The following is a 24,753-nucleotide window of genomic DNA, read 5'->3' as shown; positions in this document are numbered from 1 at the left end:
ATAGAAAATATAATATGAGCAAGATTAGAAATATAATATTCGACTTCGGAGGAGTAATATTAGACCTCGACAGAGAAAATGCTGTGAGGAAGTTTAAGTCAATAGGTGTAAATAAGGCAGATGAATATCTGGATAAATATCATCAGAAAGGTATCTTCCTTCAGTGTGAGAATGGCGAGATAGGTGAGATGGAGTTTGTTGAGAAGTTAAGAGCACTTTGTAATAAAGATCTTACATATCAACAGGTTTACGATGGTTGGAATGCATTTATTGTAAATACTGAGAAATATAAGCTTGATTATATTCTATCACTACGTCAAAGAGGCTACAAGGTATTTCTACTTAGCAATACCAATCCTTTTGTTATGAAGTGGGCAAGAAGTAAGGAGTTTACTGAAGAGGGGCTATCTATAGATCATTACGTAGACAGAGCATACATTTCATACGAGATTAAGAGTGTGAAACCGGATAGAAAGATTTTTGAATACCTTATTAGCGACTCAGGCATTTTACCTGAAGAATCTCTTTTTGTCGATGATGGCGAACAGAATATTGAAGCTGGAAACAAGATAGGTTTCAAAACATTGCTGACAAAAAACAGGGAAGACTGGCGTGACAAGATTGAAAAGCTTTTAGAAAACGATTGATTATTCTCTTAATAGATAAAAGAAAGCCCCTTTATTTAGGGGCTTTTCTATATAAGTATATTGCAATAATAGTATAAAGAACATTTGGAATCCATACTGCTATAAGTGGCGGTACATTACCATTGATTGCGAAAGTTGCCGAGACTGTCTGGAATAGAATGTATGAGAAACTTAGCGCCAGGCCTATTCCAAGATGTAATCCCATTCCTCCTTTTACTTTCCTTGAAGATAATGAAACACCTATCGTGGTAAGGATAAATGCAGCAAACGACATCGCTATTCTTTGGTAATACTCTATCTCGAACTCCTTGATATTGGCAAATCCTCGTTTTTTCTGCTTAGTAATGTATTCACTAAGCTTAGGACTGGTCATAGTCTGTTGCTGTCCTTTCATGATTAGAAAATCATTCGGGTCCATATAAATTATCGTATCCTTGCGAGTACCTTTGGTTATCTTCTCACGCATACCATACATCTCCCTTATCATATAATCATTGATATACCATTTATCTACGCTTGTAGAATCATAGTTGATGCTGCTGGCTGTAAGATGTGATACAAGTTTTTTCCCTTCAAACTTATCAAGTGAAAATCGGTAACCTGTCTTATTGTAATCCTCATATCTCTCAATATATGCAATCGCTCCGCTGTCCACTTCCAGCTGGACGTTCCTAACGAAGTTCTGCTTCTTCTTTTTCTTATATCTATCTTCAAAATTCAGACGGGTTACATTGCCCTTTGGAATGACATATGCTCCAAGTGAGAATGTAACAACAGAAATAATCGCAGCAGAAATCATATATGGTCGCATCATCCTCTTAAAACTCATACCCGTTGAGAACATAGCTATGATTTCAGAGTTCTCGGCAAGCTTAGATGTGAAGTATATTACGGCAATAAATACGAACAGCGGACTGAACATATTCGTGAAATAGGGGATAAAGTTCAAATAGTAGTCAAATATGATAGCCTTCACAGGCGCATTGTTGTTTATGAACTTATCGATATTCTCATTTATGTCGAATACTACAGAGATCGTTATAATAAGCGCAATGGCAAAGAAGTATGTACCAAGAAACTTAACGATGATATATCTGTCAAGCCTCTTTATCCATCTTCCAAGAGTAAACCAATCCTTTTGTGGCTTAATCTTTTTCAGAGAATTCGTGAGTCTCTTTTTGAAACTCTCTTTCTTCTTCTCCTGGGACTCAGAATTTAACTTATTCTTTGGGGTTTTACCTCTTTTAAACCAAATTTTCATAAGAAATGTATTATAATCTTGTCGATACTCTTTTCACCATCATTGTTTTCCAAGTGGAAAAATCGCCTTCTATTATATGTTTTCTTGCCTCACCTACAAGCCAGAGATAAAATGCCAGATTATGTATAGATGCAATCTGCATGGCAAGCAGCTCCTCTGCATGGAAAAGATGACGCAGGTAAGCACGTGAATACATGGTATCAACATAAGATGCACCATCTGCTTCAATAGGAGAGTAATCTTTCTCCCATTTCTTGTTGCGCATATTCATTATACCATCCTTTGTAAAGAGCATACCATTTCTACCATTACGTGTAGGCATTACACAGTCAAACATATCTACACCTCTCTCAATACCCTCAAGGATATTTACGGGAGTTCCTACGCCCATCAGGTATCTTGGCTTATCTTTTGGCAATATCTCATTTACTACCTCAATCATCTCGTACATCACATCTGTTGGTTCACCAACTGCAAGACCGCCAATGGCATTACCATCAGCACCTTTAGAAGCAATATATTCTGCGGAACGCTTTCTAAGATCAGTGTATGTACAACCCTGTACAATAGGGAAAAGTGACTGTTTATACCCATACTTTGGATCAGTCTCGTTGAATCTTGTAAAACATCTGTCCAACCAGCGGTGAGTAAGTTCCATAGACTTCTTTGAATACTCATAATCAGAGGTTCCAGGAGGGCACTCATCGAATGCCATCATAATGTCGGCACCAATAGTTCTCTCAATATCCATCACACGCTCAGGTGTGAATAGATGTTTAGAACCATCAATGTGAGAGCGGAATTCCACGCCCTCTTCTTTAAGTTTTCTTATTCCTGAAAGAGAAAACACCTGAAAACCACCGCTATCAGTAAGCATAGGTTTGTCGAAACCATTGAATTTGTGCAATCCGCCAGCACCCTCAATAACCTCAAGTCCCGGACGAAGATATAGATGATATGTATTTCCAAGAATTATCTGTGCCTTAATATCATCTTTCAACTCATGAAGGTGTATACCTTTTACAGAGCCTAAAGTACCAACCGGCATAAATATAGGTGTCTCTATCTTACCATGATCAGTAGTTATTAATCCTGCTCTTGCATTTGATTTAGGATCATTATATTGTAGTTCAAATGTCATTTATCTTCTCTATTTTTCTTTCTTTATTTTAAAATCAATGGCATCCTTAACTTTATCTTCGGTAAGAGCCAATTTTATAACCTCTTTTATATCAGATACATAATGAAAGGTCAGTCCTTCAAGGTAGATAGGCAGAATCTCCTCTATATCTTTCTTATTCTCATCACATAGAATAATATCTTTTATACCTGCACGTTTTGCTGCAAGTATCTTCTCCTTAATTCCACCTACAGGAAGAACTTTTCCACGCAAGGTTATCTCGCCGGTCATAGCCAATTTGTCTTTCACCTTTCTCTGTGTGAAAGCAGAAGCAAGTGATGTCACCATAGTTATACCTGCAGATGGTCCATCTTTTGGTATAGCGCCCTCTGGAACATGAATATGAATATTCCAGTTATCAAAGATCGCTTCATTAATATCAAAAAGAGAAGCATGTGATCTTAAGTATTCCAAAGCAAGCATGGCAGACTCCTTCATAACATCTCCCAGATTACCTGTCAATGTAAGTTGAGAACCTTTTCCTTTGCTAAGACTTGTCTCAACAAATAGAATTTCGCCACCAACAGCAGTCCAGGCAAGTCCTGTAACAACACCGGCATACTCATTTCCCTGATACTTATCACGTGAAAATATAGGTGTGCCAAGCAGTTCTTCGACATCAGATACTTTTATATTGATAGCTGTCTGCTCTCCGGTTTTTGCAAAACGAAGTGCAAGCTTACGCATTATCTTATTTATCTTCTTCTCTAATTCACGAACTCCACTCTCACGGGTATAATTCTCGATAATATATTCAATAGCAGTTTTAGAGAACTTGATATTATCTTTATTCAAGCCACAATTATTAATCTCCTTAGGAATCAGATGGCGTTTAGCTATCTCTACCTTCTCCTCAGTGATATAACCTGTTACCTCAATAAGTTCCATTCTATCCAAAAGAGGAGCAGGTATAGTACTAATATTGTTGGCAGTTGCTATAAAGAGCACCTTTGATAGATCATAATCTGTATCGATATAGTTATCATGGAAAGTGTTATTCTGTTCCGGGTCAAGTACTTCAAGAAGAGCAGAACTTGGATCCCCTCTATGATCACTTCCCAATTTATCTATCTCATCTAGAATAATCACAGGGTTAGATGACTCTGCCTTAATAAGACTCTTAATTATACGCCCAGGCATAGCACCGATATATGTCTTTCTATGTCCTCTGATCTCAGCTTCATCATGAACACCTCCAAGAGACATACGTACATATTTTCTCTTCAGTGCAGAAGCAATGGATTTACCAAGAGATGTCTTACCAACTCCCGGAGGCCATATAGACAGACGATAGGTGACTTCATATCATCCTTGAACTTTAGGACAGCAAGGTGTTCAAGAATTCTCTCCTTTACCTTTTCCAAACCGTAATGATCCTTATTCAATACCCTTTCAGCATTACTTATATTAATGTTATCATGAGTATATACATTCCAAGGTAATGAAAGAAGTGTTTGAAGATAGCTCAACTGAACACTATAATCAGGAGCCTGAGAGTTCATACGTTCCAACTTACTTAACTCATGTTCAAATAGTTCAGCAGTGGTCTTATCCCATTTTTTCTTTTTTGCCTTCTCTTTAAGCTCATCAAGTTGATCCTGCTGGCTGTCACCTAATTCATTCTGTATATTCTTTATCTGTTGCTGCAGAAAATACTCTCTCTGCTGTTTATCAATATCCTCGCGTGTACGCATCTGGATATCCTGACGTATCACAGCGAGCTGATTCTCTCGGTTGAGAATTTGAAGAAGCTCGTATGCTCTTGATTCCAGAGAGTCTAGTTTAAGAAGACGTATCTTCTCTTCAACAGTGAAAGGGAAATTAGTACATATAAAGTTAAGGAGCATCTCAGCCGAATCTATATTCTTGATAGCTATAGCTGTATCAGGACTTAGTTTCTCTGAGATCTCTATATATTTATTTGCAAGCTCTTTGCAAGAGTCTATAAGAACTATAAACTCATCATTTTTCTTGCTATTATTATCTTCCGGAATGAATGATATTCTACCCATAAGATATGGAACAGACTGAACAATGCTTTCAAGTTTTATCTTTGGTCCTGCAGATTGAACAAAAACGGTCATGTTTCCACCAGGTATATCGAAAATTCTCAGAATCTTCACTAGTACACCTATATGATAAAGATCTTCAAATTCAGGATATTCAATATCACCATGTTTTTGGCAGACAACAGCCACCAACTGACTATTTTTAAAAGCAGCGTTAACCAGTTTCTGAGTGCTTACTCTCCCGACAGTAATAGGCATTACAACTTGGGGAAACATTACCATGTTTCTTAAAGGGATAACGGGAATATCTTTATTAATATCGATTTCAGTTTCTCCCTCTAAAGCCTCTGTCTTAATCTCAGCAAGCATTGAAATTTCATCATTGTCAGAGTTGAGGAATAAATTATTGTTTTTTCTTTTCATGTTAATTTCTCTCTTTATCCTTTTATATAATAAAATAAAGCCTAAATAGCTGCAAATTTAATGATTCAATCTTGATTTAGGAAGTATGTATAACAAATAATGGCTTTTAAGTTCAAATAAATTTGATTAAATCTCTTTATTTTTAATCTTTGAACTTTTTTTAAAATATATGGCAAACAATTTCTTTAAATTCAAACAATTTACGATACATCAGGAGAGGTGTGCAATGAAAGTCGGTACAGACGGAGTACTTATTGCTGCCTGGGCAAATTTTGATAATGCACGAACTATATTGGATGTAGGATGTGGAACGGGATTAATATCTATTATCGCTGCACAACGTAATCCATATGCACGTATTACAGGTGTTGATATAGATTCCGATGCAGTTGAACAGGCCGCTCAGAATGCATATGATACAGAATGGAGAGAGAGAATAGAGATAATAAACAGCGATTTCTGCCTGTTCGACAACGTCAGATATGATGTGATTGTTTCAAATCCACCATATTTTACTGAACAGATCAAGAGTCCCGACAAGTCCAGGAGCATAGCCAGAAGCTGTGATACCTTGGATTATAAGCGACTAATAGAAAAATCAGCAGAAATTCTTAATGAAAGCGGACGACTGTCAATCATATTACCTTACAATTATTATGAAGAGGTGATTGAGCATGGTATAAATAACAAGTTATACCCCGAGAGAGTGGCAAAGGTCTATCCATTACCCGATAGCAACGTTAAAAGAGTGATGGTAGAGCTTAGCAGAGACCAAAAAGATACTGTATATGAGGATATTGTGATAGAAAAATCACGGCATAACTATAGTGATGAGTATATCAAACTCACCAAAGATTTTTATCTTAAAATGTAATTCCTATTTTTTAGAAAGACGTCGGAGTAGTTGCTTATTTAGATTAAATAATCTGCTATACTTTATGTTAAATGCCTCTTTCTCTATTGGAGTCAGTTCATTGAAATATTCCAACATCTGTTGTATTACATTTACTGATGGTTCATCTTTACTCTTCTTTCCAACGATAACATTTAAGCCTTGAGGTATGATCTCTACCTCAAGATCCTTATCTTCTATAACAGGGTCACCATCGAAATGAATTACTCCAACAGAAGAGCGATGAATTTTAATCTTCTTCGATTTCATAGTCTTTATTCTACTATTCTGATCGATTGTCTTATTAAATAGTTGGAAAGATAGTGATGGCACATCAAGAACTGTAAATGGTTCCATGATTGTTATATCCATCAGCCCATCAGTAAGTGATGCTTGAGGAGCAATATATGCATTATTACCATATTGAGATGCATTAGCACAGGCAATAAGAAAAGCTTTATACTTTATTGTTCCCTCTTCATTCTCTATCTCATATGTCTCAGGAACATAAGTGAGGCTCTCGTGTAGAGTATTCTCAAGGTAGGTGAGGAGTCCTCGTTTTTTAGAGTCTGCAAACTTTAAGCTTACAAAAGCGTCGAAGCCTACGCCACAAGTGCAAAAGAAGAGTCGTGAATTAATTTTACCATAATCTATACATACAGTCTCGCCATCATTGATAATGTCAACAGCACCTTTAATTTCCATAGGAATTCCAAGATGCCTTGCCAATCCGTTACCAGATCCACATGGTATAATACCTAGGGTAGTATTTGTATGAATAAGAGAACGAGCTATCTCATTGACAGTCCCATCACCACCAATTGCAACAATAACATCCGCTCCGTTATCTGCTGCCTCTTTTGCAAGGTCAACAGCATGTCCAGCATGTTTTGTCTCAACAATAACATAATCAATAGTCTTCTTATCGATGCGCTCTTTAATAATCTTAATGATATTTTTTTTACCCTGAGTTCCTGATTTGGGATTAACAATAAAAATTATCTTTTTCTTCTTGATCATATCATATTGTATAGTTGATTACAATGCTTGCAAATGTAATATATTTCGCTCATATGGGAAATCACAAAATGCATCTTTTGAATGATATAAAGTTTTTTAAAAAAAAAAGTTCAGAAATATTTTTAATTCACTATATTTGCAGCCTGCTTTTTGAGCAATAAAGATTAGAAAGCAGAATGTATTTAAAATTCATACATTTTCTATTGTAAGTACATTATATTACTTGCAAAACACAAACTTTAATATGGGATTATTACAGGAAAAATTAAGTAAATTTAGATTGCCTCAATATTTTATGGAAAGAGGCGTTTACCCTTATTTTCGTGAAATTGACAGTGCACAGGATACTGAAGTAACCATGGATGGTAAGAGAATCCTAATGTTTGGATCCAACTCTTATATGGGTCTAACTTACCATGAGAGAATCATCAATGCCGCAATTGAAGCTACTCGCAAATATGGTACAGGATGTGCAGGTTCACGTTTTCTCAACGGTACATTAGATTTACATGTACAACTAGAAAAAGAATTAGCAGAATTTGTTGGAAAAGAAGAAGCACTCGTTTATTCTACAGGTTTCACTGTAAACGAAGGTGTTGTATCTTGCTTGACTGACAGAAATGATTATATCTTATGCGATGATAGAGATCACGCTTCTATAGTTGATGGTCGTCGTCTTTCATTTTCAACTCAGTTAAAATATAAGCATAATGATATGGCTGCTCTTGAAAAGGAGTTACAGAAATGTAAGCCGGATGCTGTAAAACTTATCGTTGTTGACGGTGTATTCTCTATGGAGGGTGATTTAGCAAATCTTCCAGAAATTGTAAGATTAAAAGAGAAGTACAATGCATCAATCATGGTTGATGAAGCTCATGGTTTAGGAGTATTCGGAAGAGATGGTAGAGGTGTTTGCGACCACTTCGGATTGACTGATCAAGTTGATGTTATTATGGGCACCTTCTCTAAGTCACTTGCTTCAATCGGTGGATTTGTTGCTTCTGACAAAGATACTATTAACTGGCTTCGTCATAATTCTCGTTCTTATATCTTCTCTGCAAGTAACACTCCAGCTGCTACTGCTGCTGCTCGTGAAGCTCTTCATATCATTCAGGAAGATAAACAACGTAGACAGAATCTTTGGGACATTACAAACTATGCTCTTGAGAAATTCCGCGCTGCAGGATTTGAAATCGGTGAAACAGAGAGTCCAATTATTCCTCTTTATGTTCACGATGCAGATAAGACATTCGAGGTGACTAAACTTGCATTCGATGAAGGTATCTTTATCAATCCGGTTATTCCACCAGCTTGTGCTCCTCAGGATACATTGGTTAGAGTAGCTTTGATGGCAACTCATACTAAAGAACAGATTGATTATGCTGTTGAACATTTGACTAAAGCGTTCAAAAAGCTTGATATAATTAAATAAAACAGAAAAAGAGGTTGCTTATGAAAGCAACCTCTTTTTGTATATATTGTTGTTATAAACGTCTCACTCCGTAACTTTGGTGATTTTACAGATTCTATTTCTTCTTGATTAATGATATTTCTTTGTTTCATGCAAAGGAAATGCAGAATCAACTATTTTCATTGTTCAGGAAATGAATCATGATAAACTGTTCAACCGATCATAATTAATTGACTAACCGATCACGATTCATTGATTAACCAATCACGACAGATTTTGAAACACAGATAATAAGCCTTATAAACTCTTGTTTATCTCATCAATATAGTCTAGTATCTCATTTCTTCCCTGTCTCTTCTCTGCTGAAGATACAAAGTACTTTGGAAGTTCTTCCCACTGTTCTGTGAGTTTCTTCAAATAGGTATTCACATTATTCTTAGCTTGCGAAATGGTGAGTTTATCTGCCTTAGTGAATATTATAGCAAAAGGTATTCCATTCTCTCCAAGCCACTCCATGAACTCTAGGTCGATCTTCTGAGCCTCAAGACGTATATCAATGAGAAGGAAGAGGCACGTCATCTTCTCACGCATAAGGATATAATCCTCTATAATCTTCTGAATCTTCTCAACAGCTTTCTTTCCTCTTGATGCATAGCCGTAACCTGGCAAGTCAACAAGATACCACTGCTTATTTATTAGAAAATGATTTATAAGCAAAGTCTTTCCGGGAGTAGACGATGTCATGGCAAGTTTAGTCTTTTTGGTAAGCATATTTATAAGACTAGACTTTCCCACATTCGATCTACCTATAAAAGCATATTCTGGTAATCCATCTTGTGGACATTTTTCAACTTTAGTGTTGCTGATAACAAAATCAGCACTTAATATATCCATTATTTTTTGTTTTAATACTTAAACAACATAATCCTACAAATGTAATAAATCCGTTGAACATTAACATCTCATATCCGAATTTATAACCGGTATAGTCATATATTAAAGTATCGATTATAAAACATATTATAGGTGAGGAGATAGCCACATAAGGTACATATTTATCTCTTGGGTGAAGCTTTGTAAAGAGTCCGAACCCGAAGAGTCCTAGAAGTGGACCGTATGTGTAAGAGGCGATGGTATATATAGCATCTATTACACTCTTATCATTTATAATTCTGAAAAGTATGATGCATATAATGAATATCACTGCCATAATAAAGTGAATCTTCTTCCTCTTTCTCTCTGCACTTTTCTCATCAAGTTTAGAGATATCTAAAATATCAATACAGAAACTTGTTGTAAGAGCTGTAAGAGCAGAGTCAGCACTAGAGAAGGCAGCAGCAATAATACCGATAGTAAAGAATACCAGTACTCCGAATCCAAGATAGCCATCTACAGCAAGCATAGGTAGAATCTCATCACCGGCTTTAGGAAGAGTGATACCATTCTGCGATGCAAATATAAGCAGAAGTATCCCCAAAGAGAGGAATAGAAAATTAACTGGTACGAAAGAGATGCCGTAGCAATACATGTTCTTTTGTGCCGATTTCAAGTCCTTACATGATAGATTTTTCTGCATCATGTCCTGATCGAGACCTGTCATAACTATTGTAATAAATATACCGCTGAAAAACTGTTTGAAGAAGTTCTGTTTTGAGTGCCAATCATCAAAAACAAAAATCTTGCTGTGGTCACTATCTCTAATTACATTTATCATATCCATAGTTCCCAAATTCATCTTGGTAGATACCTGAAATAAAATAAGGCCAAGAGCCAACAGCAGACATAACGTCTGTAAGCTATCAGTCCAAACAATTGTCTTGATACCACTACGTCTTGTATAGAGCCATATCAAAAGTACAATAATTGTTACTGTAATAGGAAAAGGTATACTGAACTGAGTAAATACAAACTCCTGTAGTATCAGGCATACAAGGTACAGCCTTGCTGCTGCACCAATAATTTTAGAGATAAGAAAAAACGAAGAGCCGGTCTTGTATGATCTTCTTCCTATTCTGTCACCTAAATATGTATAAATTGATATAAGATTTAATTTATAATATAGTGGCAATAATAGTTTTGCTATAATAATATATCCGAAAAAGAATCCGAAACAGGTCTGCATGTATGTCATATCTATAGAGCCCACCATGCCGGGTACTGATACGAAGGTTACTCCTGATATAGAGGTACCTATCATTCCAAAAGAGACAATATACCAAGGTGATTTTCTGTTACCTTGAAAAAAAGCAGCGTTCCCACTATTCTTTCCAGTGAGATAAGATACTAAAAGAAGAACTGAAAAATAAAAGATAATAATTAGCAGTATATATATTCCGTTCATATAATTTTGCTGCAAAATAGTCAAAATCACTTAATTTATTTATGTTTGCACCATATTAAATGTGATTTCAAATGAACCAACAATATTCTTCCCAACTACTCGAAAAAGCTGTAGAAGAGTTTGCAAAACTACCGGGGATAGGAAAGAAGACGGCTATGCGACTTGTCCTTCACCTACTTAAGCAAGAAAAAAAGAGCGTTGAATCCTTCGGAAACTCTATTATAACATTAAAAAATGAGGTTAAGTACTGTAAAGAGTGCCACAATATCTCAGATACTGATACATGCCTTATATGTTCCAACAAATCCAGAGACAGATCTACTATATGTGTTGTAGAGAGCATACGGGATGTTATGGCTATTGAGGCAACACAGCAATACAACGGACTTTTCCATGTCCTGGGTGGTATTATATCACCAATGGATGGAATAGGACCCTCTGACCTTGAAATAGAGAGTCTTATTGAGAGATCTAAAAGAGATGAGGTTAAGGAGGTTATATTGGCACTCAGCACCACTATGGAGGGTGACACAACAAACTTCTTCATCTCACGCAAACTTGCAGATGTAGATGTGATATTATCGGTAATTGCACGAGGCATATCAATTGGTGATGAATTGGAGTATGCTGACGAAATAACATTAGGACGTTCTATAATAAACAGAACCCCTTTCAATACAACAAAATAGATTATTATGAATGAAAAAATTGACAAACTGCTTGCTACATTAAAGATAGAGTACTCTTTCTTCTGGATAGGATCGTTATCACTTATTCCACTTTACGAAAGCAACATTATTCAAGAGGGTATTTATACCGATGATGTAAAGATTAAGTATATACTTTATACAGTAGGAATTCTTCTCTCAGTAATTCTTATCCCTTTAGCACTAAAATTATTCTCCCTTTCATTAGTGAACCGTATACGTAACCTCTCTATTGATGATGCCATGAAAAGCTATAGGAAATGGAGCGAGATACGTCTGGGACTTCTATTTATCCCGGCTATACTGAATATATCATTCTACTATATGACTATGGATACAACAGGTATACTTTGCGCATCTATGGCTCTGATTGCATCTCTTTTCTGTGTACCCGATAAGAAGAAAATACTTAACGAACTTGATATTGAACAGTAATATGATAGGAAAACTCTCTACATCAGATTTTATCCTAAGAGCTCCTGAACCTGAAGATCTGGATTGTATGTTGACTTTTGAAAATGCTGCTGAACAATGGAGCAGCAACGCAGAAGCAGCAGGCCCATATTCCCGGTTCCAGATGAAACTGTATATCGAAAGTTGCACAAATAATATATATGAAGACAGACAGCTGCGCCTTCTCGTTGAGAACAAAGAGAAGAGAGTAATTGGCATTGTAGATATATTCAACTATGAACCCTTTGCAAATAAGGCTGAGATAGGTATTATCGTCATTCCAGAATTCCGTAATAAAGGAATAGGTGAAAAGATACTCGCTATTTTCAGTGAGCATTGTTTTGTTAACTTGGGCATACATATGCTATATGCATATATTGCTGAAGAGAATCTGGCAAGCAGAAGGTTATTTGACAGATGTGGCTTCCGTGAGACAGCAAAAATTATTGACTGGGGAAAGATTTACGGCAAATATTACAACGCAATGTTGGTACAGAAGGTAAATCCGAGCTAGTTCAATATAGGATATTTAGGATATTTGGCCCATATACTATATTTGCCACCTAAAGAATCAAGACTTATACCCCAAATATCATTAGGTTTATCATCAAAAATCAGTTCACGGTTACTTGAGCTTACTATCCATGAATTTTCATTTATCTCACGCTGAAGTTGTCCTATCTGCCAGCTTGCATAGCCGCAGAAAAACTTTATGTTATTTTGGTTATAATCATCTCTGTCAATATAGTTCATTATATCATTGAAGTCTCCATTTATGAAAACCCCATCACCTAGAGGAATAGCATTATGAATAAAGTCTAATTTGTGTATATAAAAGAGTGAGTTTCTCGCAAGAGGGCCACCTTTAAATAGAGGAATTTTCACCTTTGATTTTATATCAGGAAATATATCATTTAGAGTGATATTATATATGAGTCCCTTGTTGATGACAATACCCATGCTTCCATCATCACTATGCTGGACTAACAATATAACTGATCTACTAAAATTATAATCCATCAAAAATGGTGATGAAATAAGTATTCTTCCTTTGCAAGGAACAATATCATTGGCTTCTATTTGAAAAATCTTCATATCCATAAATCTTTTCCAAGAGGTTTATGCTAATAAAACAATAAAATTTGTCTTTTCAATAAATCAATTTGAAATAATTCTTATAGTGTGTAAAAAAAATAGATAATTTTGTAATAATTCATAATATGTCACGTCTAATTAGATGTATACAGAAATCAACAACAAAATGGAAGCTAGCGAAGCCTATTTCTCTAAAATCATTAAAGAGAACAAGAGTACTATCTTTACAGTGTGTTATATGTTCTCTAATGATAAAGAGGAAGTAAATGACCTTTTCCAAAATATACTTATCAATATATGGCAAGGTCTTTCGAAATTTGAGGGTAGGAGCAATATGAAAACATGGATATATAGAATTAGCTTGAATTCATGTATCTCCTCCTCAAGAAAGAAGAAGAGAGATGACACGATACCTTTGAGTATGGATATCGATCTGTTTGATAAAAGCAATGATGAATCAAACAAACAGATAGAGTTACTCCATAAAAGGATAAGTAAATTACAACCCTTCGACAGAGCCATAGTACTGCTCTGGTTGGAGAATATGCCGTATGAAGAGATTGGGCAGATAATTGGAATCTCAACAAGGAATGTAACTGTACGTATGTTTAGAATACGTGAACAATTAAAAAATATGTCAATAGAATAAATATCAAGAGCAATGGAAGAAAATAATATACAAGAACTCGAAGAGATGCGTCAGCAACTAAATATTCTTCAGGAAAAGCTTGATCAACAAGACATAGTAAATGAGAAGCTTTTAAAATCATCTATGAAGAGTAAGATGTCGTGGATAGTGAAATACATTATAGGTGAAGTTATAGTTATTCCTATTCTAGCAATAATGTTGTCCGGAATATATGTTATGTTTAACTTACCATTCTATAGCTATATATATATATTGCTAATCTGTGTAGCTGATATATATATGGATTACAGAATAAATATATCATCAATGAAACCTGCGGATTACGAAAAAAACAACTTAATGCAGACCGTGAAGAAACTCATCAAGATGAAAAAAATGCGTAGCTACCAAACATTATTTGGATTTTTACTTACATGTATATGGTTATTTTGGTTAGGTTATGACATGTGTCATTTAACAGGAGTCCCAAACACCGAACTTTACAATGGATTAGTTCATGGTTGTACTATAGGAATGGGTATTGGTGGAGTGATAGGATTGGTTATTGCATATTTTATATATAAAAAGATGCAATCGACAAATGATGAGATTATAAAAATCATAGAAGCTATAGATGATTTAAAAGATAATAAAGAAAACTAATATAAAAAGAGGGAAAATTTTTCCCTCTTTTTATAAAACGATTTTCAATAAAGTAATGATTTATCCCAAACAATTACTTCCCATAGTTCTAAACTAATATTATGAAAACTTATTATTATAACAATGATGTGAAGTATGTTGTTCGTTCAAAAAAATGCTTTTCCAACCAATTACACAGGTAGTTTTTACGAATTTCTCCGTTTTTGTAATAAAAGAGACAGATGAAAAAGAAAAATTTGTTAAAACCGCGTGTAAAAAAGGCTCTGTGAGTATGATTATTGATAAAAAATAATTTATTTTGGTTCGATTTAATAATTTTTAAAAAACATATATATTATGAAAGAATTAGTTGCTAAAATTGCAGAACTTACAGAAGCTTTCCAGAAAGATGCTCAAGCTCAAATTGAGAAAGGTAACAAAACAGCAGGTACACGTGCTCGTAAAGCATCACTTGACATCGAAAAGTTAATGAAAGAGTTTAGAAAAAAATCTCTTGCTGCTTCTAAGTAATTATTTATTGATAAATAAAAATAATAGCTGCTTAAAACAAGCAGCTATTATTTTTTATCAGAATGGATTATCTCTTCCTCTTTGTACCTCAACGCGAACTCCAAAACTTCCATTTTTTGTTTTCATTTCGAAAGCCCCTTTGAAATTATTCTTTTGCCAAGGAAGCAGATGGATTATTCCTTTTGTAACCATCGGCATCATACTCTCCGTATGTATTAATTTTCATACCATTTCTTAGAGAATAGGTTGCCTTATTAAGAGTAGTACTATTACCGAAACCAAACGGAGAAAAGTTGTCGGATAACGAGTAATATTCCGACCTCCCATATTTTACATTCTTCCTATAGAAGAAAGTTTCATCAAATCGATTGTCTTTTTTCATCTCTCTCCAGTCAAAAGCAGGAACTGCAAGAGTAGGCGGTGCAGGCAAGATAGACCTCATATCAAGAAGATAGCCATCAGGTATTACCAAATCATCAATATTGATTTTGAGATCCTTATCTAATTTCTCTACATCTTGGGCAAAGAGATTAGAAGTGGCTAAAAAAATGAATATAAATAAAGGTATTCTTTTCATCTGATTTCTTTTAACATTTACAAAGATAGACTATTTTTGCTATTATAATATTTAAATAAATGAAAAGAGAAGATTGGGGTATTGTACCTTATGAAATAGCATGGAAGAGACAGGAGGAACTGTTCAATAGCCTCGTTCGTTCAAAACTTGAGAAAAGTAGCTATACAAATCATATTGTATTTGTAGAGCATCCACATGTATATACTATAGGAAAGAGTGGCAAAGAGTCGAATATGCTTATGAGCAATTCATTTATAGAATCTATAGGTGCATCAATATATCATATCGACAGAGGGGGAGATATTACTTATCATGGCCCCGGGCAGATAGTGTGCTATCCAATAATTAATATAGAAGAGTTTGACCTGAAACTAAGAGATTATATCTATCAGATAGAGCAGGCTGTTATTGAAACTTGTGCTCATTATGGCATAGAGGCAACACGAGTTGACGGCGCCACAGGTGTATGGCTTGATAAGGGAAAAAGTAGCGAGAGAAAGATCTGTGCAATAGGGGTAAGGTGCAGCCACTTTGTTACTATGCATGGATTGGCATTCAACATAAATACAGATCTTAATTATTTCAGCTATATCAATCCATGTGGTTTTGTCGATAAAGGTGTAACCTCTTTACAGAAAGAGCTAGGTCACGAAGTGGATATTAAAGAGGTTACAAATATTCTTTACGAAAGATTGATAACAAACATCACCAAAAAGAGATTATGAATATCTCTTCGGGTAACGGAATATAATGCTCAGTATTGACATAATTCCTATAGCTATCGGGTAATATAAATATCCTATTATATTCAGCGGTGACATATTAGCGAGTTTCGCTGCAATAAGCATCTGCGCCCCATAAGGTATTAATCCCTGAATTACACATGAGAAGGTATCAAGTATACTTGCACTCTTTCGGCTATCTACACTGTATCTTTTAGCAATATCTTTTGCTATAGGGCCAACAGTTATTATGGCAATAGTATTGTTGGCTGTGCATAAGTTGGCAACGCTTACAAGGGCAGCTATACACAACTCAGCACCTCTTTTACCTTTGATATGGCGTGTAAGTAGAATAATGATATATTCTATACCTCCATTGAATCGTATCAGCTCAAGCATTCCTCCGGCAAGTAGCGTTACAACAATCAAATCACCCATTCCGGCAATTCCAATACCCAGTGAGTTGAATATGCCAAACATAGTGATACTACCTGTCAACAGACCAATAATTCCTGTTGAAAGTATTCCTAGCAGAAGAACAAGAGTCACATTAACTCCGGCAATAGCTGTGACTAAAACCACTACATATGGTATTATCTTTAGCCACTCAATATCACCAACCTCTGCTGTAGAGTACATATTTGCTCCAGCGAATAGGTAATATATCAATACTGCTATAGCAGCAGGAAGAGCAATCAGGAAATTTGCTCTGAATTTATCTCTCATACCACAACCTTGAGTACGTGTTGCAGCAATAGTAGTGTCGGAAATGAAAGAAAGGTTATCACCAAAGAAGGCACCACCTACAACGATGGCAACAATAAATGCCATGTCTGCTCCAGTCTTTGAGGCTATAGCAGCCACAACAGGAACAAGAGCTACGATAGTACCCACTGATGTTCCTATAGATAGTGATATGAAGCAGGTAGCAATAAAGATTCCTGCATAAAGCATGTTACCAGGCAAATATTTCAATGTCATATTCACTGTAGCATCTATAGCACCTATATCCTTTGCACATTGGGCAAATGCACCAGCCAGAACGAATATCCATATCATAAGCATGATGTTCTGGTTGGCTGCTCCCGATGAGAACTGACAAATTCGCTCGTTTATAGAGAGCCCTTTAGTAATAAAAATGGCATATATAGATGATACTAGAAAAGCTACCGTTATAGGTACTTTATAGAAGTCGTTTACAATTATAGATGTTACTAAGTAGAGGCAAAGGAATACCAGAAGAGGTGTTAATGCCAACAGGTTGGGTTTAGACTTAATGTCGTTTATATTATCGTTATTCATAACTATTTCAAAATTAGCTGCAAAGATATAAAAAGAATTGCTTACAGATAAATATGATATAGGAGAACCTTATTTCATATTTATAGTATCTTTTGAAATAGAAATGATAAGGGACTGGCAGTTAAAGAGTAAAGTGCAGTTTTATAAATTAAAGAATCAACTAAGTAGAGGATTATAAACTATCAAATCAGAGAAAGCGAAAGCTACATTATCAATCTAGTCGATAATGTAGCTTTCGCATTCTTTATTTTGTTTTTATTTGTCAGAATCCAGATAGAACTCCAGATTGTCATTATTAAGAAGTGTTATAGGCATATAATTATCTCTTTTCACATCCTTCTTTAATATTAGGTGATTACAGAGGCTCTCTATACTTTTGTATCCTTGTGTAATAGGCTGCTGTGCAATAAGAAAATCTACGTATCCCTCTTTCAGACAAATAACATTTCTATCAAGAAGGTCATAACCTATTAGTTTGAAGTTCTTTATCTTATTAGACATAAGATATTCACCAACAAGATATACTTTAGAATTAAAGGTTATACCACATTCAACATCCGGATTTAGTATAAAAAATTCATCCATCAACGCTTTATACTCCTCCAAATCATTAGCCGAGAGATTCAGTTCCATTATTTTGCAGCATGGATAGTTCATCTTCATAAACCTTCTGAATCCATTTTCTCTTTTCTCCTGCTGGTTTGAACCAAGTCGACCATCAGTTATCTGTCTGAAAATAACGATCTTTTTAGGGTTCTCAGCAATAAGCATTGCTATTCTAGCTGCAAAATATCCACTTTTCTCAGAATTTGGCCAAAAAGGCAAGAGGTTGAAGTCCGTCAATGTTTGAGTCTATAAATATATATGGTATATTAAGTTTCTTGACCTCTTCAATATAGCGCATTGTGATAGATGCTGTAGTAGGCGAGAGGATTATACCATCAGGTTTGATATCAATAACCTGATTAGCTACATCCAGAAAAGAGTTGAAGTTGTATTGATCATAATATACTATTGTCAGAGTTATATGGAAGTCAGAAAAGTCAGATACTGCTTTTTTCATTCCTTCCTCAACAGATTCCCAATATTCACCTACAGAGTGTTTAGGAACAATACAAGCAAAATGATATTTTTTGTTTGTTGCCAAAGCGCTGGCATACATATTTGGTTGATAATTGAGTTTCTCAAGAATCTCTTCAACCTTTTTTTTACTGCTTTCAGAAACTCCGTTTCTTCCATGTATTACTCTGTCTACAGTACCTACAGAAACGTTTGCTAACTGTGCAATATCTTTAATTCTAACTCTTTCGGGCATCTTATTTATCTAATATTCTGTGTTAGTATATAAAATATCTAGATCAAAAAATTATACCACAAATATATAACATATTTTTGGTAATAAAAAAATATACTATATCTTTGTGTGCGTACACGATGTGCGTTTTGCAAAAAACATGAGGCAACAAATTTAAATTAATAAAAAATACTTATAAGAAATGGGAAAAGTTATTACCCTTGGAGAGATTATGCTCAGACTCTCTACTCCTGGAAACACCAGGTTCGTTCAGTCTGATTCATTCGACGTTGTTTATGGAGGTGGTGAAGCAAATGTGGCTGTTAGCTGTGCTAACTATGGTCACGATGCATATTTCGTAACAAAACTCCCAACACACGAGATTGGACAATCTGCAGTTAACGCTTTGAGAAAATATGGTGTTAAGACAGATTACATTACTCGTGGTGGTGATAGAGTAGGTATCTATTATCTTGAGTCAGGAGCATCAATGCGTCCAAGTAAGGTTATTTATGATCGTGCACACTCAGCTATAGCAGAGGCTGATCTTAAAGACTTTGATTTCGATACAATAATGGAAGGTGCAGATTGGTTCCATTGGTCAGGTATCACACCTGCTATATCTGATAAAGCTGCAGAGTTAACTCGTCTTGCTTGTGAAGCTGCAAAAAGACATGGAGTAACTGTTTCAGTCGATCTTAACTTCCGCAAAAAACTTTGGACAAAAGAGAAAGCACAATCTATCATGAAACCACTTATGCAGTATGTTGACGTATGTATAGGTAATGAAGAGGATGCAGAACTTTGTCTTGGATTCAAGCCAAATGCAAATGTTGAAGCAGGAGAGACAAATGCTGAAGGATACAAAGGTATTTTCATGGAGATGGCTAAAGAGTTTGGTTTCAAATATGTTGTTTCAACACTTCGTGAGTCATACTCAGCAAGTCACAATGGTTGGAAAGCTATGATTTATAATGGTAAAGAGTTCTATGAATCTAAACATTACGACATTGAGCCAATCATAGACCGCGTTGGTGGTGGCGACTCATTCTCAGGTGGTATCATTCATGGACTGCTCACTAAACCAAACCAAGGTGAAGCTCTTGAGTTTGCCGTTGCAGCATCAGCTCTTAAGCATACAATAAACGGGGATTTCAACCTTGTATCGGTTGCTGAAGTTGAAGCTTTGGCTGGTGGTGATGCAAGTGGTCGCGTTCAAAGATAAATAGATATATTATGGCAAAATTTGATAAATTAGCTGTCTTAGATAAGATTGGCACAACAGGTATGGTACCTGTTTTCTACAATAAAGATGCAGAAGTTGCAAAGAATGTAGTAAAAGCTTGCTACGAAGGTGGTGTGAGAGCTTTTGAATTTACAAACAGAGGTGACTTTGCTCACGAAGTATTTGCTGAGGTGGTAAAGTTTGCTGCTAAAGAGTGTCCAGAAATGGCAATGGGTGTTGGCTCTATTGTTGACCCAGCTACAGCAGCTTTATATATACAACTTGGTGCCTGCTTTGTAGTTGGCCCATTGTTCAATCCTGAGATTGCTAAGATATGCAACCGTCGCCTTGTTCCTTATACTCCAGGATGCGGAAGCGTATCTGAAGTAGGTGCAGCACAGGAGTTAGGATGTGATCTATGCAAGATATTCCCTGGAGATGTACTTGGTGCAAAACTTGTTAAGGGATTATTAGCACCTATGCCATGGAGTAAACTTATGGTTACAGGTGGCGTTGAACCAACACAGGAAAACCTTACATCATGGGTTAAAGCAGGTGTATTCTGTGTAGGAATGGGATCTAAGCTGTTCCCAAATGATAAGGTAGCTGCTAAGGATTGGCAATATGTAACCGACAAGTGTAAAGAGGCTTTAGGTTATATCAGCGAGGCTAGAGCAAACAAGTAGAATCCATATTAGCATGCCTCTGTTCAATGTTAGTGGATGAATTCAAAACAGAGGTAGCTATTTGCTATATTTACTAATGAAGAATGAAGAGACCGATTATTTCGGTCTCTTTTTTATTGCAATATTTCTATATCTGTTTTTTTTCTTGTAAATTTGCACCTTAAATTTTGAAGAATAGTAAAATATAAGGAATCAACATATAATTATGAGTAAGAAATTTGCAGAACACTCTCAACTCAACCTCTCACAGGTCAATAAAGATGTATTGAAAGAATGGGATGAAAACGATGTTTTCGCCAAGAGTATGACAGAACGCGAAGGCTCACCTTCATTTGTTTTCTTCGAAGGTCCTCCTTCAGCAAATGGTATGCCTGGTATTCATCATGTCATGGCTCGTACCATTAAAGATACATTCTGTCGTTACAAGACCATGAAAGGTTTTCAGGTAAAGAGAAAAGCAGGTTGGGATACTCATGGACTTCCTGTTGAGCTTGGTGTAGAAAAGTCACTCGGCATCACAAAAGAGGATATCGGCAAGACTATCTCTGTAGCTGAATATAATGCAACATGCCGTAAGGATGTCATGAAATTCACTAAGGAGTGGGCAGACCTGACTCATAAGATGGGATATTGGGTAGACCTTGAAAATCCATACATCACATACGATAACAGATACATTGAGACTCTTTGGTGGTTGCTCAAGCAGCTTTACAACAAAGGTCTTCTATATAAAGGATATACTATTCAGCCATATTCTCCGGCAGCAGGTACCGGACTTAGCTCTCATGAGCTTAATCAGCCTGGTTGCTACCGCGATGTAAAAGATACAACTGTTGTAGGTCAGTTCAAGATGAAGAGCCCTAAAGCAGAGATGGCACAGTGGGGTACTCCATATTTTATAGCATGGACAACAACTCCATGGACTCTTCCTTCAAATACCGCACTATGTGTCGGACCAAAGATTGACTATGTAGCAGTACAATCATACAACAGTTACACTGGCGAACCTATTACTGTAGTTCTTGCTAAGAATCTGCTTTATACTCACTTCAACAAGAAAGCTGAGGAGATAGCACTTGAAGATTATAAGCCGGGTGATAAGTTGATACCATTCAAGATAGTAGGTGAGTACAAAGGCACAGACCTTATCGGAATAGAATACGAGCAGCTCATCCCTTGGGTTAAGCCTGTCTCTGTAAACGAGAAGGGTGAATGGACTCCAAGTAATGACGGTTTCAGAGTAATCTCCGGTGACTATGTTACAACAGAAGATGGTACAGGTATAGTACATATTGCTCCAACATTTGGTGCCGACGATGCCTTCGTTGCACGTGCGGCAGGTATCCCTTCACTCTTCATGATAAATAAGAAGGGTGAGACTCGTCCTATGGTTGACCTTACAGGTAAGTTCTATCTGCTTGACGAACTAGACGAGAGATTCGTAAAAGAGTGTGTCGATGTAGAGAAATATAAAGAATATCAGGGTGCATGGGTTAAGAATGCATACGATCCCCAGTTCACAGTAGATGGTAAATATGATGAGAAAGCTGCACAGAATGCAGAATCTCTTGATATTGTTATCTGCATGATGATGAAGGGTGCCAATCAGGCATTCAAAATTGAGAAGCATGTACACAACTACCCACACTGCTGGCGTACAGATAAACCTATTCTTTACTACCCATTAGACAGTTGGTTTATCCGCTCTACTGCTTGCAAGGAGAGAATGATTGAACTTAACAAGACAATCAACTGGAAACCTGAGTCAACAGGTACAGGCCGTTTCGGTAAATGGCTTGAGAATCTTAATGACTGGAACCTAAGCCGTTCACGTTATTGGGGTACTCCATTACCAATATGGCGTAATGATGATGGCGAAGAGATCTGTATAGGTTCTGTAGAAGAGCTATATAATGAGATTGAAAAATCTGTAGCAGCAGGATTTATGAAATCTAATCCTTATAAGGACATGGGATTTGTTCCTGGTGAATACAATCAGACAAATTATGACAAGATAGATCTTCACCGTCCATACGTTGATGATGTAGTTCTTGTATCAAATAGCGGAAATGTACTTAAACGTGAAACAGACCTTATTGATGTATGGTTTGATTCAGGTGCTATGCCTTATGCACAGATACACTATCCATTCGAGAACAAAGATGCTTTAGATAATAAGGATGTATATCCTGCTGACTTTATAGCTGAGGGTGTTGACCAGACTAGAGGATGGTTCTTCACACTTCACGCTATTGCAACTATGATATTCGACAGTGTATCATACAAGGCAGTTATCTCTAACGGATTAGTATTGGATAAGAATGGTAACAAGATGTCTAAGCGTCTTGGTAATGCTGTCGATCCATTCAATACAATTGATAAATACGGTTCCGATCCACTTCGTTGGTATATGATTACCAACGCTTCTCCTTGGGACAACCTTAAGTTCGATACTGAAGGTGTTGACGAAGTAAGAAGAAAGTTCTTCGGAACACTTTACAATACATATTCATTCTTTGCACTATATGCAAACGTGGACAACTTTACATATAGTGAGGCTGATGTTAAGATGGAAGATCGTCCTGAAATTGACCGATGGATACTCTCTGTACTTAACTCACTTATAAAGAATGTTGACGCATGTCTTAACGATTATGAGCCAACAAAGGCAGGACGTCTTATAACAGATTTCGTAAACGACAACCTTAGTAACTGGTATGTTCGTCTGAACCGTAAACGTTTCTGGGGCAATGCTATGTCAACCGACAAGTTATCTGCTTATCAGACACTCTATACATGTCTTGAGACAATAGCTAAGTTGATGGCACCTATAGCACCATTCTATGCAGACCGTCTCTTCCTTGATCTTGTATCAACAACAGGTCGTGATAGTGCTGTATCAGTACACTTGGCTAAATTCCCTATTTGTAACGAGTCTCTCATCGATAAAGAGTTGGAGGCAAGAATGCAGATGGCACAAGATGTTACATCTATGGTATTAGCACTTCGTCGTAAAGTGAACATAAAAGTACGTCAGCCACTACAGTGTATTATGGTACCGGTAGTTGATCAGGCTCAGAAAGAGCATATTGATGCTGTTAAGGATCTTATCATGAGCGAGGTTAATGTCAAGGAGATAAAATTCGTTGATGGAGCAGAGGGTGTCCTAGTTAAGAGAGTAAAATGCGACTTCAAGAAACTTGGCCCTAAATTTGGCAAGCAGATGAAGGCTGTAGCTGGTGCCGTAGCAGAAATGTCACAGGAAGCTATCTCACAATTGGAGAGAGATGGTAAATATACTCTTGATCTGAATGGAGAGTCTGCAGTTATCGAAACATCTGATGTTGAAATATATAGCGAAGATATCCCTGGATGGTTAGTAACAAATGAAGGCAAACTTACTGTTGCTCTTGAAGTTACTATAACAGATGAATTACGTAAAGAGGGTATTGCTCGTGAGCTTGTAAATAGAATTCAAAACATACGTAAGAGTAGTGGATTTGAAATTACCGATAAAATCAGCATATTATTGAGCAAAAACAATAATACAGATGATGCGGTAAATGAATATAATAGTTATATTTGTAATCAAGTACTGGCTAATTCATTGCAATTAGTAGATGATATACAAAATGGTACAGAACTTAATTTTGATGACTTCAATCTTTATATAGAAGTTACAAAAGAATATTAACCTGTTAAAATAT

At 36.1% G+C, this 24,753-nt stretch carries 21 protein-coding genes and 2 pseudogenes; 13 read left to right on the top strand and 10 right to left on the bottom strand.

The window, feature by feature from the left end; genetic code table 11:
* A partial coding sequence (locus JCM15092_RS11585) for an HAD family hydrolase (RefSeq protein ID WP_369384657.1) occupies positions 1 to 647 on the top strand: 647 nt, incomplete at its 5' end.
* Positions 648 to 678: 31 nt separating this feature from the next.
* Here the strand turns inward: JCM15092_RS11585 and JCM15092_RS11580 are convergent.
* From JCM15092_RS11580 to lon, 3 genes and pseudogenes are all read right to left on the bottom strand, one after another.
* A complete protein-coding gene (locus JCM15092_RS11580) occupies positions 679 to 1,908 on the bottom strand; it encodes an LptF/LptG family permease (protein WP_024994802.1) in 1,230 nt (409 codons plus the stop codon).
* 10 nt (positions 1,909 to 1,918) lie between these two features.
* Positions 1,919 to 3,049 carry a tRNA guanosine(34) transglycosylase Tgt gene (gene tgt, locus JCM15092_RS11575; RefSeq protein WP_024994801.1) on the bottom strand — a complete coding sequence of 377 codons (1,131 nt, stop codon included), beginning with the start codon at positions 3,047 to 3,049 and terminating at the stop codon, positions 1,919 to 1,921.
* 9 nt (positions 3,050 to 3,058) lie between these two features.
* Positions 3,059 to 5,520: pseudogene (lon, locus tag JCM15092_RS15945) on the bottom strand (endopeptidase La).
* A gap of 169 nt (positions 5,521 to 5,689) precedes the next feature.
* Here lon and JCM15092_RS11565 point away from each other — a divergent pair.
* The gene (locus JCM15092_RS11565) at positions 5,690 to 6,394 is read left to right on the top strand and encodes a tRNA1(Val) (adenine(37)-N6)-methyltransferase (RefSeq protein WP_024994800.1); all 705 of its coding nucleotides are present in this window, start codon (positions 5,690 to 5,692) and stop codon (positions 6,392 to 6,394) included.
* A gap of 3 nt (positions 6,395 to 6,397) precedes the next feature.
* Here JCM15092_RS11565 and JCM15092_RS11560 read toward each other — a convergent pair whose 3' ends face one another.
* Positions 6,398 to 7,432: a diacylglycerol/lipid kinase family protein gene (locus tag JCM15092_RS11560; protein ID WP_024994799.1), complete on the bottom strand. Its 1,035-nt coding sequence runs from the start codon at positions 7,430 to 7,432 to the stop codon at positions 6,398 to 6,400.
* 244 nt (positions 7,433 to 7,676) lie between these two features.
* Here JCM15092_RS11560 and spt point away from each other — a divergent pair, with 244 nt between their 5' ends.
* Positions 7,677 to 8,864, top strand: coding sequence for a serine palmitoyltransferase (gene spt, locus JCM15092_RS11555; RefSeq protein WP_024994798.1), 1,188 nt, complete (start codon positions 7,677 to 7,679; stop codon positions 8,862 to 8,864).
* A gap of 276 nt (positions 8,865 to 9,140) precedes the next feature.
* Here the strand turns inward: spt and yihA are convergent, their stop codons facing one another.
* Both yihA and JCM15092_RS11545 read right to left on the bottom strand, forming a co-directional pair.
* Positions 9,141 to 9,737, bottom strand: a complete 597-nt coding sequence (gene yihA / locus JCM15092_RS11550) for a ribosome biogenesis GTP-binding protein YihA/YsxC (RefSeq protein WP_024994797.1) — start codon at positions 9,735 to 9,737, stop codon at positions 9,141 to 9,143.
* A complete protein-coding gene (locus JCM15092_RS11545; RefSeq protein WP_024994796.1) occupies positions 9,718 to 11,184 on the bottom strand; it encodes a sodium:solute symporter in 1,467 nt (488 codons plus the stop codon). Before JCM15092_RS11545 ends, yihA begins: the two co-directional genes overlap by 20 nt.
* 71 nt (positions 11,185 to 11,255) lie before the next feature.
* Between JCM15092_RS11545 and recR the strand changes: the two genes are divergently transcribed.
* The 3 genes from recR to JCM15092_RS11530 are packed head-to-tail and all read left to right on the top strand — an operon-like array spanning position 11,256 to position 12,858.
* Positions 11,256 to 11,873: a recombination mediator RecR gene (gene recR, locus JCM15092_RS11540; RefSeq protein WP_024994795.1), complete on the top strand. Its 618-nt coding sequence runs from the start codon at positions 11,256 to 11,258 to the stop codon at positions 11,871 to 11,873.
* A gap of 6 nt (positions 11,874 to 11,879) precedes the next feature.
* Positions 11,880 to 12,326, top strand: a complete 447-nt coding sequence (locus tag JCM15092_RS15940; protein WP_034541965.1) for a hypothetical protein — start codon at positions 11,880 to 11,882, stop codon at positions 12,324 to 12,326.
* A 1-nt stretch (position 12,327) separates the two neighbouring features.
* Positions 12,328 to 12,858 carry a GNAT family N-acetyltransferase gene (locus JCM15092_RS11530; protein WP_024994794.1) on the top strand — a complete coding sequence of 177 codons (531 nt, stop codon included), beginning with the start codon at positions 12,328 to 12,330 and terminating at the stop codon, positions 12,856 to 12,858.
* Here the strand turns inward: JCM15092_RS11530 and JCM15092_RS11525 are convergent.
* Positions 12,855 to 13,439 (bottom strand): YqgE/AlgH family protein, encoded by a 585-nt coding sequence (locus JCM15092_RS11525; protein WP_159101399.1) that lies wholly within the window; start codon positions 13,437 to 13,439, stop codon positions 12,855 to 12,857. The two genes, JCM15092_RS11530 and JCM15092_RS11525, sit on opposite strands and share 4 nt — an antisense overlap.
* A gap of 166 nt (positions 13,440 to 13,605) precedes the next feature.
* Between JCM15092_RS11525 and JCM15092_RS11520 the strand changes: the two genes are divergently transcribed.
* The 3 genes from JCM15092_RS11520 to JCM15092_RS11505 all read left to right on the top strand — a co-directional run bounded on the left by JCM15092_RS11520 (position 13,606) and on the right by JCM15092_RS11505 (position 15,240).
* Positions 13,606 to 14,088, top strand: a complete 483-nt coding sequence (locus tag JCM15092_RS11520) for an RNA polymerase sigma factor (RefSeq protein WP_024994792.1) — start codon at positions 13,606 to 13,608, stop codon at positions 14,086 to 14,088.
* Positions 14,089 to 14,100: 12 nt separating this feature from the next.
* Positions 14,101 to 14,730 (top strand): hypothetical protein, encoded by a 630-nt coding sequence (locus JCM15092_RS11515; RefSeq protein ID WP_024994791.1) that lies wholly within the window; start codon positions 14,101 to 14,103, stop codon positions 14,728 to 14,730.
* A gap of 336 nt (positions 14,731 to 15,066) precedes the next feature.
* Entirely contained in the window at positions 15,067 to 15,240 is a 174-nt protein-coding gene (locus tag JCM15092_RS11505) for a BF3379 family histone-like protein (RefSeq protein ID WP_024994790.1), read from the top strand.
* 145 nt (positions 15,241 to 15,385) lie between these two features.
* On the opposite strand, the gene JCM15092_RS15935 is transcribed toward JCM15092_RS11505, so the two are convergent.
* Entirely contained in the window at positions 15,386 to 15,817 is a 432-nt protein-coding gene (locus JCM15092_RS15935; RefSeq protein WP_051532545.1) for a hypothetical protein, read from the bottom strand.
* A 59-nt stretch (positions 15,818 to 15,876) separates the two neighbouring features.
* Between JCM15092_RS15935 and lipB the strand changes: the two genes are divergently transcribed.
* Complete coding sequence (lipB, locus tag JCM15092_RS11495; RefSeq protein ID WP_024994789.1) at positions 15,877 to 16,542, top strand: lipoyl(octanoyl) transferase LipB; 666 nt, start codon at positions 15,877 to 15,879, stop codon at positions 16,540 to 16,542.
* Here lipB and JCM15092_RS11490 read toward each other — a convergent pair.
* Both JCM15092_RS11490 and JCM15092_RS15930 read right to left on the bottom strand, forming a co-directional pair.
* Positions 16,537 to 17,841 carry a Na+/H+ antiporter NhaC family protein gene (locus tag JCM15092_RS11490; protein ID WP_024994788.1) on the bottom strand — a complete coding sequence of 435 codons (1,305 nt, stop codon included), beginning with the start codon at positions 17,839 to 17,841 and terminating at the stop codon, positions 16,537 to 16,539. The two genes, lipB and JCM15092_RS11490, sit on opposite strands and share 6 nt — an antisense overlap.
* A 255-nt stretch (positions 17,842 to 18,096) precedes the next feature.
* Positions 18,097 to 19,165 (bottom strand): annotated as a pseudogene (locus JCM15092_RS15930) (LacI family DNA-binding transcriptional regulator).
* Positions 19,166 to 19,337: 172 nt separating this feature from the next.
* Here JCM15092_RS15930 and JCM15092_RS11480 point away from each other — a divergent pair.
* The 3 genes from JCM15092_RS11480 to ileS all read left to right on the top strand — a co-directional run bounded on the left by JCM15092_RS11480 (position 19,338) and on the right by ileS (position 24,740).
* The gene (locus tag JCM15092_RS11480; protein ID WP_024994787.1) at positions 19,338 to 20,360 is read left to right on the top strand and encodes a sugar kinase; all 1,023 of its coding nucleotides are present in this window, start codon (positions 19,338 to 19,340) and stop codon (positions 20,358 to 20,360) included.
* A gap of 11 nt (positions 20,361 to 20,371) precedes the next feature.
* Complete coding sequence (locus tag JCM15092_RS11475) at positions 20,372 to 21,046, top strand: bifunctional 4-hydroxy-2-oxoglutarate aldolase/2-dehydro-3-deoxy-phosphogluconate aldolase (protein WP_024994786.1); 675 nt, start codon at positions 20,372 to 20,374, stop codon at positions 21,044 to 21,046.
* Positions 21,047 to 21,251: 205 nt separating this feature from the next.
* On the top strand, positions 21,252 to 24,740 hold the full coding sequence (ileS, locus tag JCM15092_RS11470) for an isoleucine--tRNA ligase (protein WP_024994785.1): 3,489 nt from the start codon (positions 21,252 to 21,254) through the stop codon (positions 24,738 to 24,740).
* Positions 24,741 to 24,753 lie beyond the last annotated feature (13 nt).

It is taken from the genome of Phocaeicola paurosaccharolyticus JCM 15092, from assembly GCF_000613805.1.
Taxonomy (GTDB): Bacteria; Bacteroidota; Bacteroidia; order Bacteroidales; family Bacteroidaceae; genus Phocaeicola; species Phocaeicola paurosaccharolyticus.
The sequence above is the reverse complement of the archived record's forward strand: the minus strand, read 5'-3'. Positions and strand labels throughout refer to the sequence as shown.

Coding starts and splice junctions, on each gene's coding strand:
- JCM15092_RS11515 (WP_024994791.1), top strand. CDS start 14,101: ATGGAAGAAAATAATATACAAGAACTCGAAGAGATGCGTCAGCAACTA.
- JCM15092_RS11545 (WP_024994796.1), bottom strand. CDS start 11,184: ATGAACGGAATATATATACTGCTAATTATTATCTTTTATTTTTCAGTT.
- recR (WP_024994795.1), top strand. CDS start 11,256: ATGAACCAACAATATTCTTCCCAACTACTCGAAAAAGCTGTAGAAGAG.
- JCM15092_RS11565 (WP_024994800.1), top strand. CDS start 5,690: ATGGCAAACAATTTCTTTAAATTCAAACAATTTACGATACATCAGGAG.
- JCM15092_RS15935 (WP_051532545.1), bottom strand. CDS start 15,817: ATGAAAAGAATACCTTTATTTATATTCATTTTTTTAGCCACTTCTAAT.
- tgt (WP_024994801.1), bottom strand. CDS start 3,049: ATGACATTTGAACTACAATATAATGATCCTAAATCAAATGCAAGAGCA.
- JCM15092_RS11480 (WP_024994787.1), top strand. CDS start 19,338: ATGGGAAAAGTTATTACCCTTGGAGAGATTATGCTCAGACTCTCTACT.
- JCM15092_RS11525 (WP_159101399.1), bottom strand. CDS start 13,439: ATGAAGATTTTTCAAATAGAAGCCAATGATATTGTTCCTTGCAAAGGA.
- yihA (WP_024994797.1), bottom strand. CDS start 9,737: ATGGATATATTAAGTGCTGATTTTGTTATCAGCAACACTAAAGTTGAA.
- JCM15092_RS11490 (WP_024994788.1), bottom strand. CDS start 17,841: ATGAATAACGATAATATAAACGACATTAAGTCTAAACCCAACCTGTTG.
- spt (WP_024994798.1), top strand. CDS start 7,677: ATGGGATTATTACAGGAAAAATTAAGTAAATTTAGATTGCCTCAATAT.
- JCM15092_RS11520 (WP_024994792.1), top strand. CDS start 13,606: ATGGAAGCTAGCGAAGCCTATTTCTCTAAAATCATTAAAGAGAACAAG.
- JCM15092_RS11475 (WP_024994786.1), top strand. CDS start 20,372: ATGGCAAAATTTGATAAATTAGCTGTCTTAGATAAGATTGGCACAACA.
- JCM15092_RS11580 (WP_024994802.1), bottom strand. CDS start 1,908: ATGAAAATTTGGTTTAAAAGAGGTAAAACCCCAAAGAATAAGTTAAAT.
- ileS (WP_024994785.1), top strand. CDS start 21,252: ATGAGTAAGAAATTTGCAGAACACTCTCAACTCAACCTCTCACAGGTC.
- lipB (WP_024994789.1), top strand. CDS start 15,877: ATGAAAAGAGAAGATTGGGGTATTGTACCTTATGAAATAGCATGGAAG.
- JCM15092_RS11560 (WP_024994799.1), bottom strand. CDS start 7,432: ATGATCAAGAAGAAAAAGATAATTTTTATTGTTAATCCCAAATCAGGA.
- JCM15092_RS11530 (WP_024994794.1), top strand. CDS start 12,328: ATGATAGGAAAACTCTCTACATCAGATTTTATCCTAAGAGCTCCTGAA.
- JCM15092_RS15940 (WP_034541965.1), top strand. CDS start 11,880: ATGAATGAAAAAATTGACAAACTGCTTGCTACATTAAAGATAGAGTAC.
- JCM15092_RS11505 (WP_024994790.1), top strand. CDS start 15,067: ATGAAAGAATTAGTTGCTAAAATTGCAGAACTTACAGAAGCTTTCCAG.